Annotated in this window: 12 protein-coding genes; 8 read left to right on the top strand and 4 right to left on the bottom strand. The window is 61.7% G+C overall.

Translation table 11 applies throughout. The features are described 5' to 3' along the window. Positions 1–24 precede the first annotated feature (24 nt). The 3 genes from JI743_RS12250 to JI743_RS12240 are packed head-to-tail and all read left to right on the top strand — an operon-like array spanning position 25 to position 4,508. Positions 25–2,154: a type I secretion system permease/ATPase gene (locus JI743_RS12250; protein ID WP_201928573.1), complete on the top strand. Its 2,130-nt coding sequence runs from the start codon at positions 25–27 to the stop codon at positions 2,152–2,154. After that, entirely contained in the window at positions 2,151–3,245 is a 1,095-nt protein-coding gene (locus JI743_RS12245) for a cell wall hydrolase (RefSeq protein ID WP_236659884.1), read from the top strand. The genes JI743_RS12250 and JI743_RS12245 overlap by 4 nt, the downstream gene beginning before the upstream one ends. A 12-nt stretch (positions 3,246–3,257) precedes the next feature. Continuing rightward, entirely contained in the window at positions 3,258–4,508 is a 1,251-nt protein-coding gene (locus JI743_RS12240) for an HlyD family type I secretion periplasmic adaptor subunit (RefSeq protein WP_201928572.1), read from the top strand. On the opposite strand, the gene JI743_RS12235 is transcribed toward JI743_RS12240, so the two are convergent. Beyond that, positions 4,454–5,527 carry a transglutaminase-like cysteine peptidase gene (locus tag JI743_RS12235; protein ID WP_201928571.1) on the bottom strand — a complete coding sequence of 358 codons (1,074 nt, stop codon included), beginning with the start codon at positions 5,525–5,527 and terminating at the stop codon, positions 4,454–4,456. The genes JI743_RS12240 and JI743_RS12235 overlap by 55 nt on opposite strands. Positions 5,528–5,849: 322 nt before the next feature. Here JI743_RS12235 and JI743_RS12230 point away from each other — a divergent pair, with 322 nt between their 5' ends. From JI743_RS12230 to JI743_RS12215, 4 genes are all read left to right on the top strand, one after another. Then, complete coding sequence (locus JI743_RS12230) at positions 5,850–7,010, top strand: tyrosine-type recombinase/integrase (protein WP_201928570.1); 1,161 nt, start codon at positions 5,850–5,852, stop codon at positions 7,008–7,010. A gap of 84 nt (positions 7,011–7,094) precedes the next feature. Then, complete coding sequence (locus JI743_RS12225; protein ID WP_201928569.1) at positions 7,095–7,772, top strand: hypothetical protein; 678 nt, start codon at positions 7,095–7,097, stop codon at positions 7,770–7,772. A 73-nt stretch (positions 7,773–7,845) separates the two neighbouring features. Continuing rightward, on the top strand, positions 7,846–8,025 hold the full coding sequence (locus JI743_RS15380) for a helix-turn-helix domain-containing protein (RefSeq protein ID WP_201928568.1): 180 nt from the start codon (positions 7,846–7,848) through the stop codon (positions 8,023–8,025). 372 nt (positions 8,026–8,397) lie between these two features. Then, the gene (locus JI743_RS12215) at positions 8,398–8,778 is read left to right on the top strand and encodes a hypothetical protein (RefSeq protein ID WP_201928567.1); all 381 of its coding nucleotides are present in this window, start codon (positions 8,398–8,400) and stop codon (positions 8,776–8,778) included. Between the two features lie 181 nt (positions 8,779–8,959). Here the strand turns inward: JI743_RS12215 and JI743_RS15210 are convergent, their stop codons facing one another. After that, positions 8,960–9,166 (bottom strand): hypothetical protein, encoded by a 207-nt coding sequence (locus JI743_RS15210; protein WP_236659882.1) that lies wholly within the window; start codon positions 9,164–9,166, stop codon positions 8,960–8,962. Here JI743_RS15210 and JI743_RS12210 point away from each other — a divergent pair. Continuing rightward, positions 9,165–10,337 (top strand): DNA-methyltransferase, encoded by a 1,173-nt coding sequence (locus JI743_RS12210; RefSeq protein WP_236659881.1) that lies wholly within the window; start codon positions 9,165–9,167, stop codon positions 10,335–10,337. The two genes, JI743_RS15210 and JI743_RS12210, sit on opposite strands and share 2 nt — an antisense overlap. On the opposite strand, the gene JI743_RS12205 is transcribed toward JI743_RS12210, so the two are convergent. Further along, complete coding sequence (locus JI743_RS12205; RefSeq protein ID WP_201928565.1) at positions 10,276–11,514, bottom strand: hypothetical protein; 1,239 nt, start codon at positions 11,512–11,514, stop codon at positions 10,276–10,278. The genes JI743_RS12210 and JI743_RS12205 overlap by 62 nt on opposite strands. Next, complete coding sequence (locus JI743_RS12200) at positions 11,514–13,271, bottom strand: AAA family ATPase (protein ID WP_201928564.1); 1,758 nt, start codon at positions 13,269–13,271, stop codon at positions 11,514–11,516. The genes JI743_RS12205 and JI743_RS12200 overlap by 1 nt, the downstream gene beginning before the upstream one ends. Between the last annotated feature and the right edge of the window lie 173 nt (positions 13,272–13,444).

The following is a 13,444-nucleotide window of genomic DNA, read 5'->3' as shown; positions in this document are numbered from 1 at the left end:
ATGATGACGCAGGATCGATCCTCGTTGACGGACAATGGCAAGGTGGAAACAGGCGACCCGCTGATCGCCTGCATCCACTTTGTCGCGACGCATTTCGGGCAGAATTTCCAGCGCGCGGCGCTGTCGGCGCTGGCGCGCGACGAACGCGGGCGCCTGCCCTTCCATCAGGCAGAAGCGGCGCTCGACCTCTGTTTCATCAACAATGAACGGCTTGCCGCGCGCAAGCTGCGCCAGGTGGCGCGGCAATTGCCCGCAATCATCCGGTGCGTCGACGGCGGCAGCGCGGTCCTTCTCGACAGCCGCGAGGACCAATATCTGCTGTGGGAGCCGTCGGCCGCGGAGCCGGTGTGGACCGATGCCGATGCCGTCGAGACGCGTTATGGCGGCGAGGCGATCGCGGTCGCCGCCGATCCGACCTCGATCCGCGCCGACGAGCGGCCATGGGACGAGACGGCGAAGCGCCATTGGTTCTGGGGCGAAGTCCGCCGCATGCGCCGCGAATTCCGTCCGGTGCTCGGCGCAGCGCTGATGATCAACCTGCTCGGCCTCGCGCTGCCGCTTTTCACGATGAACGTGTATGACCGCGTGATCCCGAACAAGGCGGTCGCGAGCCTTTGGGTGCTCGCGATCGGGGCGTTGCTCGCCTTTGCGGTTGAATTCACGCTGCGCCTTGCGCGCGCGACGCTGCTCGACGACCTCGGGCGCAACCTCGACGTCAAATTGTCGGAGAAGATTTTCTCGAAGGTGCTCAACATCCCGCTCGCCGACCGGCGCGGCAGCACGGGGATGCTCGCGCGGCGTGTGTCCGAATTCGAGCTCGTGCGCGAATTTTTTGCGTCGACGACGGTGGTGCTGATCGTCGACGTCGCCTTTCTTTTCCTCTTCATCCTGATGATCGCGCTGCTCGCCGGCTGGCTCGCGCTCGTGCCGCTCGCGATCATCGTCGCCATCGGCGTCGCGGGATTCTTCCTGCAACGGCGAATGGTCGACGCGACGCTAGACAACCAGGCCGACGCGAGCATCCAGCATTCGATGCTCGTCGAAGCGATCGGCGGCGCCGAAACGGTCAAGAGCTGTGCGGCCGAGGGACAGATACTCGGACGCTGGCGCCAGATGGTCGACGCCAATGCGCGGACGCAGGCGAGCATGCGGCGGACGGGGGCAACCGCGATCAACATCGCCTCGCTCGGCCAGCAATTCTCCAGCCTCGCGCTGATCGTCGGCGGCTTTTACCTCTTCGATGCGGGCACGATTTCGATGGGCGCGATCATCGCCATCGTCATGCTCGCGGGGCGGTCGATGGCGCCGGTCGGACAGCTCGCCTTCCTGATGACGCGCGGCCGCCAGGCGTGGACCACGATGGCGAGCATCCAGCAGATGATCGAGGCCGAGGACGAGCGGCGCATGGGGAGCAGCGCGCTCGACCTGACGATCGGCGAAGGCCAGATCCATGTCGAGGATCTGGGTTTCACCTATCCCGACGCTGCGGCCCCGTCGCTCAGCGACATCAACCTGACGATCAACCCGGGCGAGAAGATTGCGGTCATCGGCCGCGTGGCGTCGGGCAAATCGACCCTCGGCCGCCTGCTGTGCGGTCTCTATCAGCCGAGCACCGGCAATATCTTCATCGACGGGCTCGACAGCCGGCAATATTCGCCAATCTACCTGCGCTCGCAACTGCGCTTCGTCGGGCAGGATTCGGTGCTGTTCAGCGGCTCGATCAAGCAGAATCTCCAACTCTGCGCGCCCGCGGCATCGGATGCCGAGTTGCTGCGCGTGCTCCAGGCGATCGGCGCCGACCGCTTCATGGGGCGCGACGAGACGGGCCTCGACCGCGTGACCGGTGAACGCGGCAACCAGCTGTCGGGCGGTCAGCGCAGCTTCCTCGCCATCGCGCGCGCGCTTGCCTCGCCGTCGCGGCTGCTGTTCCTCGACGAGCCGACAGGCAATATGGACACGCAAAGCGAGCGCCATTTCGTCAACCTGCTCGAAGCCAATGTCGGCAAGGCACAGACGGTGGTGATCGCAACCCACCGCGAATCGGTGCTGAGGATTTGCGACCGGATCATCGTGATCGAGGGCGGGCGCATCGTCGCCAACGGCCCGCGCGACGAGATATTGGCGATGACGACGCAAAGGGAGGCGGCGCAATGATCCCGCAGCTCGACATCCAGCGCGGCAGCGCGGCACGCACCCGACTGGACGACGCCGACCTGACCGCGTTCGACGCGTCCGCGCCGCGCCGCATCGGCTGGTGGCTGGCAGCGATGGCGCTGGCGGCGGCCCTGATTGTCGCCGCCGCAACAAACGACCGCATTTCGCGGGCGCTGTCCGAACTCGCGGCAGGCTGGACCGACGACCCCGAAGTGACCGCCGCGGCCGAACGCAAAGAAGCGATCGCCCGGCTGATCGCCGAAACCGAAACCGAGATTGCGGAACCCGCGCTCGAGGGCGAAAGCGCGATCGCACGCAATGCCGAACTGCCCGTTTCGACGCTCCCGATCGAAGCGGCGCGGCCCTTTTTCCTTCCGACGCTATCGGCGGTGCAAACGGGCAATGCGCAGCGCTGCCTGACGCAGGCGATCTATTATGAAGCGGCGACCGAATCGGACGCGGGCAAGGCTGCCGTCGCGCAGGTCATCCTCAACCGGATGCGCCACCCCGCCTATCCGAACACGGTGTGCGGCGTCATCTATCAGGGCAGCAGCCGTCCGGGGTGCCAGTTCAGCTTTGCCTGCGACGGTTCGATGCGGCGCGCGCCTGTGCCTGCGCTCTGGCGCCGCGCGGGCGAGATCGCGCGCGCCGCGCTCGCGGGCCATGTCGAGCGCAGCGTCGGCATGGCGACCCATTATCACGCCAATTATGTCCTGCCTTACTGGGCGCCGCGGCTGACCAAGATCGAGCAGATCGACACGCATATCTTCTACCGCTGGCCCGGCGGCTGGGGCCGCCCGGCGGCCTTTGCCAACGGCTATTCGGGAAGCGAATCGATCCCGGCTTTCGAGCAGCTTTATCAGGGCTTCACGCGCGACGCGGCGGACGAAGAGAACGAAGCGCTGGCGGTGGCGGGCGCTCCGCCGCGCGATCCGACCGACCGGCGCGCCGACAATGACGTCGGCGGGCGGATCGACGTTACCAAGGGCTGGACGCCGAACATTCCCGACCCGACGCAAACCAAGTCGCGCTTCGACGCGCTTACCAGCAAGCAGGGTCCGGCGTCCGTCGCGGCGGCCGCGAGCGAATAGGGGCGGCAGGCGATGCTGAATTACTGGAACCGCCTTCGCGGCAGCGAACAGATCATCGTCGGGGTGGCGGCGGGCTTCGTCCTCTTCCTGCTCTGGGCGAGCATCGCGCGCGTCGACGAGATCACGCGCGGGCAAGGGCGCGTCATCCCGACCTCGCGCGTCCAGATCATCCAGTCCGCCGAACCGTCGACGATCAAGGAAATCCTCGTGCGATCGGGACAGACGGTGAACAAGGGGCAATTGCTCGTCCGCCTCGACAACACATCGTCGCAATCGGAGCTCGGCCAGCTCGAAACCGAAAACGAGCGGCTCGCGCAGCGCGCGGCACGGCTGGCCAGCGAGACCGGCGGGCCGGGCTGCACCGGCGAAACCTGCGGCGACGAGGCGCGGCTGCTCGAAGCGCGACGCTCGTCGCTCCAGAGCCAGCTCGCCGCGCTGTCGGCGGCGGTCGACCAGCGTTCGCGCGACCTTGGCGAAGCGCGGGCGACTGCCTCGTCGCTCGAATCGAGCCTGCGCCTCGCGCGCGAGCAGGTCGCGATGCTCGAACCGCTCGCCGCGAAATCGGTCGTCCCGCAAACCGAGTTGCTGACCGCGCAACGCGAGGTTGTCGACATCCAGGGCCGCCTCGCCGCGGCACGCCAGGCGATCTCGCGCTCCGAAGCCGCGGTGCGCGAGGCGCGCGCCGAAGTTGCGCGCGCGCGCTTTGACTTTCAGCAGGAGGCGCTCAACGAGCGCAGCCAGCTCACGACCAAGATGGCGGTCAACGAAGAGACGATCCGCGGCGCCGAAGGCCGCCTCGCACGGTCCGAAATCCGTTCGCCGGCGCGCGGCGTCGTCAACGACCTGCTCGTCAACACCGTCGGCGGCTTCGTCAATGCCGGCGAACAGATCATGCAGATCGTCCCCCTCGGTGAGAAACTACTCGTCGAAACGCGCGTCACGCCCCGCGACATCGCCTTCATCAAGGTCGGCGATCCCGCGAATGTGAAAGTCACCGCCTATGATTTTTCGGTCTATGGCGGGCTGAAGGGCAAGGTGGTGCGCGTGTCGGCCGACAGCATTTATGACGAGGTCGAACGCGAGGCCTATTTCACCGTCGTCGTCGAAACGAGCAACGCCTTCCTCGTGTCGAACGGAAAGCGGCTACCGATCACGCCGGGGATGATGTGCGATGTCGAAATCCTGACCGGCAAAAAGTCGGTGCTGACCTATTTGCTCAAGCCGGTCTTGAAGGTCAGCGGATCGGCGCTCACCGAACGCTGATTGTTGATCGCCACGGCAAAAGTCCGGCGCGCCGCCGGGCGCGCGATCAGATCCTGCGCGGGCTCGACGCCGCGATAGGCATGGACCCAGCGGCGATTCTCGCTGAACGACAGCACCGGGCGCACCGATTGCGCCCGATGGCCGTCGTAAAGACGGTCGGTGAGGTTATCGAGCACGAGCTTTCCCTCGGCCGTATCGACAAGCAGGAAGGCATGGTCGGCGTTCGCCGCTAGGTCGCGCAGCAGCACGAGCTTCATCCGCTTCGGATCGACCCCGGCGGCGCGCAGCATGTGCATCTTGAGGATCGCGAAATCCTCGCAATCGCCCTTGCCGCGCGCGATCGTCTGTCCGGCGGTCGCCCACAGGTCGCGCTGGCCATAGTTGCGGTCGTCGGCAACATAGGCGATCTGCGCGTTGACGAAATTGTTGACGCGTTGAAGCTTGTCGCGCTCGCCAAGCCCCGAATGCACCTGCGCCCGCGCGAGCTGCGTGTGCATCAGCGACGCCGGCGGCGCCTGACGCACGCGATTCCACCGATCGTCGAAGCGCGTACGCTGCACGGCGATCGGCTGCGTGCCGAGTTCGGCATCGGGGTCGAGTTCGGCGGCCAATGCTCCGAAGTCGGGTGCGGTGAAGCCGGCGGCAGCCTTGACCGATCGCGCGCCGGCAGGACAGGGGAGGATGCTGTCCCCGCTTGGGGTCCGGGCGTCGGCGACGTAACGGCTTGCAGGCTCGATCGGCCTTCGCGTCGCCGCGACGAACAGCGGCACGGCAGGTTGCGGCGCCGTTTTATCCATAACGCTGCCCGAACCGTCGCTCTGACTGGCGCGGATTGCATCGAGCGCACTGGGAGCGCCACCAAGGATCGACTGCGCCAGGCTCACAGACACGGCGGGGCGGCACGGCGCGCCGAGCGCCGGGACGATTCGGTCATTTTCGATCTTGGAGCTCGCATAGGCCTCGACAGGCGCCAGCGCGGCAAGCGCGACGAAGGCCGGAAGCCAGCGCGACTCGCGCATGAATGAACGGCTCGCATTCCCCATGCCGCTTCAATTGAAGGAACGGGATGAGGATAAGCTTCATGGCAATGGTTAAGGCGCCATTGGCCATGATTGACCTCGCGCGGCGCGGGGAGCGATGTCGCTATATCGAGAAATGGCGCACCCGAAGGGATTCGAACCCCTGGCCTCTGCCTTCGGAGGGCACAGAAACGGCACATCCGGGGACGGTCATTGAGATAAAAATGACGTCGGATCAGAGATTTGAGATGCCCCCTTGTTCCGATATGTCCCCCAATGTATTTCATACACATTCCATACGGAGACCGAGGGGCAAGCTGGCATGGCTTTAGATCTCAGCAAAGTTGGCGCCCGCGAGCGGCTTAAGGTGCAGCGCGAACCACATTGGCAGCGACTTCGAGCAGGATGCTTTTTGGGATTCCGACCATCGAAACAGGGCGGGAAGGGGACATGGATCGCCCGCATTTATGATGAAGACTCGGGCAAATATCAGGTCAAGTCCCTAGGTGACCTCGGCGGATTGGCGGGAAATCAGATGTTCGCCGTAGCGAAGAGGGAGGCCGAGAAGCTTGCCGATCTGGTCGAAGCCGGAGGCGAGGTCCGCACGAAGATCGAAACGGTGGAAGACGCCTGCCGCGATTATGCTCAGAACCGGCCCGAGGCTGAGCAAAGGTTCAAACGCTACGTGTATGACGATCCGATAGCTAAGGTGAAGTTGAGCAAACTGCGTCGTCGTCACGTATCCGAATGGCGCGAACGAATGGTGGCTCTCCCCGCGCTCGTTAGCCGTCGGAAGCAGGGAGAGCCAATCCATCGAAAGCGTGCACCTTCGACGGTCAATAGAGACATGGTGGTTTTGAGAGCGGCGCTAGGAAAGGTGCTGTCTCCTGGCGCGCCGAACACCGAGGCTGCTTGGCAGGAAGGCTTAAAGGCCATCCCAAACGCCAGCAAACGACGAACTCTCTATCTCGACCGGAGCCAGCGTCGCAAGCTGGTGGAGAAAACTAGCCCAGAAGCAAAGCCCTTCCTCCGCGCGCTATGTCTATTGCCGTTGCGGCCCGGAGCATTAGCAGCGTTGACCGCCGGCGACTTTGACAAGCGGACGGCAGAACTCACGATCGGCAAGGATAAGACCGGTAAGCCCCGTCGCATCCAGCTTCCCCCCGAGACGAGCAAACTGTTGGCGGCACAGCTAAAAAACAAGCTTCCGAGTGCACCCCTCTTTATGCGCGCAAATGGCAAGGCATGGGATCGAAATAGTTGGAAGGCGCCAATCGCGGAAGCTGTTGCCGCCTCTGGCTTACCAGCAGGTGCCACGGCATACACTTTGCGCCACAGCACGATCACCGATCTCGTGAGTGCTGGTTTGCCACTGCTTACGATCGCTCAAATTTCCGGCACCAGTGCGGAAATGATCGAGCGTCATTATGGGCACTTAACGAGTGATGCTGCCTTGAAGGCACTAGGCGAACTCGCTCTGTGAACAAGGCAACGAAAGTGGTGCTTGATCTCGGGAGCATCGCCCATGCGCCGATCTAGAACTCGTCCTCGATACGAAGCTTTCGGCATGGCGCGAAAGCAGGTGGAAAAGGACTATCCTGACTTCGTGAGCAGCGGTTGGGTGGGGTCGGCCGAAGACGAGGGGAAGGAGGTTCTGCACACGCTTGCTGAATTGGGATTCACTCTCGAGCCTCGGTCCGGCTGGGCCGAAATTGGGTATGAGGTTCGATTGATCGAACTCTCGATGACAGGGCTATGGCCGGAAGCTAAAGGCCACGCGCAATTGGCCCGCGAAAGCCGCAAGTTGGCCAGGACCATTCGCAAGTCCACTAAATCGGTAGCGGAACTAAGTCGCTGGCAGGCCGTCAGCGTGGCCTCGATGTTCACCAGATCGCCGATCACCGACCACATCTCCGAATTTCTAAACACTGCTAGGTGGTTGGAAACCGTCGCAGACTTCTTGGAGATCGACAAACAGCCAACGAAATGGGCGTCGTCTAGGAGGAGAGAGGCGCGGTTGGTATTGGCGTGCAAACTGGCGCCATTATTTGAATCAGAGTTTGGCAAGCCTGCCAGGCCCCGGGGTGGCTCCGAGATGCTTCCCGACATTCGCGATGAAGCAGATTGGACGAAGTTCTACCAAGGCGTCGCAAAATTGGTTCTCGGCGAGGCGGAAACGCCCGATAGGCAGGACATTCTTTGGGAAGCGGCCAAGCCGTCGGAAATTCCCCCTGACTTCGAGTAAGCATTCGCTGACAGTCGAGGGGTTTTACTCGCACTAAGCCCCTAGCACCCCCCACAGACATCAGGAGGTGCACATGGAAAAGCTTCTAACGATCAGAGAATTTTGCGAAGGTAATGGCGTCGGAAGATCGACCGTCTATCGTGAGAATGCGGCGGGTCGCCTGCCCTTTCGCAAGATCGGACGAGCCACGAGGATTGCGCAGAGCGATGCGCAAAAGTGGCAGCAGGAATTGTCCGTTTCCGGGCGTGCCTAACCGTCCCTTTGAAACTTGCAGCAGAATGCCCCTCGCTGTGCGCGCCGCACCAATCGAAGCCCTTTGGGTTCAGTGGTTTGCCTGGCGGGGGGTAGTGCCGCATATATATAGGACCGGACTTCGGTGCCCCCCGGAAAGCTCAAGCGCGGCGGCGCGCGCAATAGCGCCAACCGCCGTAGCTGGCATCTGCGAGAGTGCGATTGCTTGAAACTGGTCGATGCGAGCCTAGTCGCTTGGAGAGCCGGATTTCCCTTCAACAGATTCATCACAATCGCTTGGGGTCGTGGCGGCATTCCAGCAGATCAGGCTGTAAGGACGACTGGTCGGTTCATGGGTCAAGCTAGGAACTGGCTCCGACAGCGAGGATATTCGATGCCGTGGGCATGGGTGCAGGAAGGCAGCAGTCGGTTCGGTCAGCACGTCCACATCCTTCTTCACGTGCCACCCCTTCTTGATCCGCTGTTCCGGTCAATGCCGCTTCGCTGGACCAAGGCTAACTTGCCGGGACCTTATGTCGCTGGTGTTCTCCAAACCCAGCGCCTTAAGTTCTCGGGCGGGGTAAATAGCCACGCATACAAGGCCGAACTGCTCGGCAAGTTGCATTATATGCTTAAGACCGCCCCGGCCGAACTGGAGTCAATCGTCGGACTGGCTGGCCACGGCCATAAGCAATGGGGGCAGTCTTGCCTCGTGATCGGCAAACGCGTTGGCGTCTGGCAGCATCGGAAGAGCGTTGCCGCCAAGGCCACATGAGCCGCATAGCGCCGGTTTCCCTCCATGGAGGACAGTCTTGCGCGCGCGCGCGCGCGAGGGCAGCCATTTGACCTCCCTCGACCAGTGTCTCGGCAACGGGATTAAAGCGGCCCAGCGACAAGCGGGGAGCCTACCTGCCCAGCCGATAATCGCCTTGGCCATAGGCTTACAGCCGTAAGCGTCAAATCCGCGGCATCAGTTTTTGTAAGACACAAAAGCTCTCTTCGTTCTTGTCATACGAAAACACCTCATCTAGGCCGTGCACACAGTCGGAATGAAAGAGGAACATCATGGGTCGGCCGAAGTCTAATTCACCGCGTTCGGCAGTCACGAATGTCCGCTTAACTGAAGACGAGAGGGCCTCGGTCGAGGCGATGGCCGAAAGCATGGGCTTCGCCAACGTGAGCGAATATGTCCGCTTCCTTCACAACCAGGTGCTCTCGAACCAGCAAGTCGCCGACGCTGATGCTCCAGAGAATTTCAGCGCCCGCTTTCCCAAGAAGCTGATAAGGCCCTTTCACAAAACCGCCTTCGGCGAAATGTTGTGGGGCGACTCCCGCGCTTTCCTCTTCAACGGAACAAAAGCTGAGAGCGTTGACCTGATAATGACCAGTCCGCCTTTTGGACTGGTTCGAAAGAAGAGCTACGGCAACGAGGACGCCGACGAATATTGCAACTGGTTCCGACCCTTCGCCGAAGGCTTCAAGCGCGTCTTAAAGGACGAGGGCAGCCTTGTAATCGACATCGGAGGGGCTTGGGTGCCAGGGCAGCCAACCCGCAGCCTTTACCATTTCAAGCTGTTGGTGATGCTGGTCGAAGAATATGGCTTTCACCTGTGCCAAGAGCACTATTGGTGGAATCCGGCCAAGTTGCCCACGCCTGCTGAATGGGTGAACGTCCGGCGAGTGCGCGTGAAAGACGCGGTGAATACAGTTTGGTGGCTCTCCAAGACCCCGTTCCCCAAGGCAAACAACCGGCGAATTTTGGCGCCTTACAGCAAGTCTATGAAGGACCTCCTGCGAAATGGCTACGTCGCCAAGCTCCGCCCATCGGGGCACGACATTTCCAGCAAATTTCAGAAGGATAACGGCGGCTCCGTGCCACCTAACCTACTTGCCATTGCCAACACGGAGTCGACCAGCCGCTATCAGGAACACTGTCGCGACAACAATATCCCTATCCACCCGGCGCGCTTCCCTCCGCAGTTGCCTGAATATTTCATCCGCTTCCTGACAGACAAGGGTGACACCGTGCTGGATCCGTTTGGAGGCTCTTGCGTCACAGGCGCTGTAGCCGAGGCCTTGGAGCGGAATTGGGTGTGCTGTGAAATGTCGGAAGAATACCTGAATGGTGCACTGGCGCGATTCACGCCAAGGCCAGCGCCTCTGCTCAAAGATCGCCCTACCAACTACGAGATTGCGCCCCCCTGTGCCGTGCCAGTGGACGAGGACGCGGTGCCTTTGTTCGCCGATGGTGGCGCAAAGCGCCCGACGCTGACTAGGGAACCGGATGTCCAGCTACAGCCGCAGCCCAAGCGTCGAGTCCGTGCGGGCGGCTGATCGCTTCAAAATTAGCAAAAAAGGGTGCCGCTGCGGCGTGTCCTGTGCGCTCCTGCGCACCGCTCGATAATGCCACAAGCGAACGCTCCAGAAGGGGGGCAGTCCCGCCCGGAGGCGCGTAACTGCGGCCGTAGCGCACGACTTGGGCGACTGCCTCGCGGAAACGCGTTGTTGCCGTGTCGCCCGCTATGTATTTGACCTCGACTACGGCAGCGACCGCATCGGCCAGGCGATCCACAACGATCAAATCGGGTCGTTCCGTTCCGGCTGCGATCCCGTAATCGGCCAATGCGTCTCGAATAGCTATTTCCGAGGGTTCGAGCGGGGCGGGCGTGTGGTATTTCGTGATCTGCTGCCAGTAAACTGCGAAGCGCCCAGCCGTGAGCATCGGACCCGACGAATCTGAGCCAAGAAGGTGAAGTTGGAGCGGACCCCCATCTACGCGGGACAAGGCCTCTCCCACTCCAAGTCCCACCGCAAGTTCGAACCGCCGCCAATCTTCTAAAGGCGCAATCAACGCCGATCGTGCCACGCGCTCTATCGCGTCCGCATTGCCATGCTCTAGGCCCTGTAGGAGCCGATAGGCTTCGGCGGCTTTGCGGTAGAGGGGACGACGTGCTCGCGATGAATCCCGCACTGCACCCCCATTGGGACGTTGCCCTAGCGAGACGGCTTTGAGCGGTTCGCGTAGCGCCTCGATTTTTTGAACTTGGCGCATCTGGGTCTGGGCCAGTTCCAGCATTGGCAGGTAGGGAGAGTTGCTACCCTGCCATGACACCAGTCGAGCGGTATAGGTCGCGGCTTCGCGTAAGACCCATGCCAGCAGCATATTCGGCCCGGTATTGAAGCTGCGGACTGGCTCATGCGTGACGAGGGCCGAAGGTAGCCCTGTCTGCTGGCGATAAAGCCACGTCTTGCGAGCATCGATCCGGCCGCGCGCCACCGCGTCGTCGACCCGTTCCCGATAGGCCAGCAGCGCCTGCGTCTCGTGCGGACGTTCCAGCAAGTGATTGACCAAGGCGCGCACGGGTTTCGACACCGCCCAGTGGCCCTTGAGAACCTCGATGTCGCGGCGTTTATCTAAGCGTGGAACGTCGCCCTCTATCAGCGCGCCCCCCCTAAAATATCGCAAGAGCAACCCCGCCGAGTAATCGACGATGGCGGCATCTATGCTCATCAGATCGCCACCGTTTCCAGCCTGCTTTTGACGTGTGCTGACTGCTCGGGAGTCAACTCAAATGCAACCGACGTCGCATCTGCGATGTTCATTGCGTCTTGCAGCATAATGCCGTCGAGCATGGGTAGGAGCACCATGTCGATCGCGTCGAGAATGGCGCTCCGCATCTCATCGGTTGGAGCACCAAAGAAGCCCTCGTCAGGTGCAAGCTCCTTGATCGCTACCATTGCGTCGATGATCGGGGCTGAGCCGATGACGCGTGCTTTGTTGATCGCCGCCCATACATCGGCCAGCGGACAAACGTCGCCTGCAGAAGGAACGGGGAGATTGGGGAACTTCCTCGCCGCGAAAGCTGCGATAAATCCACGCAGATCGGATGGCGCATCGACGTAGACCCAGCCGAAGCGGCGCGCCAGGGCATAGGACATCTGGTAGAGCGATGCTTTGTCGATAGAATTGATCGTCGCGATCAAGCGCCACGCCTTGCCCGGTGCGAATTCATGTGCACCCGCGTCTGATTTCGGTTGCGGCAAAATCACATAAGGCTGGCTGTTCTTGTCCGCGAGGTCGGTGCGATAGGGTAGAGTGGTTTGCTGACCCGAAAGCACCGTGAATAGCGGACCGATCACCTTGTCGATGTCGCAGCGATTGAGTTCATCGATGATCAGCGGGTGGTCGAAATCGCGCAGTAGAATGCCCGGAACAAAGTCCACATCTCCGCCGCCGACCGGCTGGTAGCCCCCGATAATATCCTGCGAACTCCAATCCGACGAACCTGTTACAAGAGTCCAATCGTTGCCGGGCAAATTGTCGGCAATCCACCGCGCCAGCGTCGTCTTACCCGTCCCTGGCGGACCATAGAGCATGATATGCTGCTTGCCGGATCTGAGGAGCGCGTTGATCTGACGATAAACCGAAGGGTCGACGCCGAGGAGGTCGGGGTTTTCCGGCACATCGAGATCAGCGAGGTCAAACTCGAGCGCACTGCCGTCGTCGACCGCCTGCTGCACTGTCAAATTGGCTTGCGGCGGAGGGCCAGCGGAGTTCCACGCTGCTTCCAAATCAACTTTGAGCCTTTGCAGTTCGGCATCATCGCTTAGGTCATAAGCCTGAATTGACGTCGCACCCGCGCCTTGTGGGTGGACGGTGATTGCGGCGCGGAGGGCATCCACAACCTCACCATAGCTCACACTGCGCGGAGCGCCGCCGATCGTGACTTGCTTGGTGTCAGTGAGGGGGCGGGACCCTAGAAGGGCTGCAAATATGTATGGCGCCGCCACCCGCGTGCCTGACAGGACTCGCTTCAAAGCACCGCTGGCAAGATCGAGGCTGATGGAATCAGAGGAGGAACCTTCCTTCAGCCCACCATGGAAAACGAAGAGCGCCGTCACCTCGAAGTCGTCGGCCGGCTCAAAAGTGGTTGGAGCGGTTTTAAGTAGTGGCAGGATGCGAAGGGCCATGCTCGCTGTGGGCCGTGCGGCGGTGGTTGTTATGTGCCCGATGTTCTGCTCTTGAACGCCTCCAGGGTGTCGGGCCACGATAGGCGTTGCCAATAGATCAATTTGAAAAAGCCAGCGTGGTGGCTTGTTATTGGAGTGCGCAACATTTCCCCAATTGCCCGTCGCTACGTCAATCGAGTGCGTGCCCAGTCCGTTTGCGTTTCCGGTCCCAACTCTCGCAAGCTGTAAATTGTGATCGCGGAGAAAGGTGTTGAGCCAACTTAACGCTGTCTTCTTGTTGACTTCCCCGGTCGCCATTTGTGCCCCACTTTCCCTCGCTATGCCGGAGCCTTAGCAAAAAGATCGGAGATTGGTATTCCCCAATCGTTGGACAGCTTGCGCGGCCGACGCGGCCAAAAGTGCGAACAAGACCAAGAACAAACATATCCGGCGGTTCCGGCAGACGCGGACCCGGTTCGCGGTATTTGACG

This window comes from Sphingopyxis jiangsuensis (assembly GCF_016734905.1).
Classification (GTDB): Bacteria; Pseudomonadota; Alphaproteobacteria; order Sphingomonadales; family Sphingomonadaceae; genus Sphingopyxis; species Sphingopyxis jiangsuensis.
The sequence above is the reverse complement of the archived record's forward strand: the minus strand, read 5'-3'. Positions and strand labels throughout refer to the sequence as shown.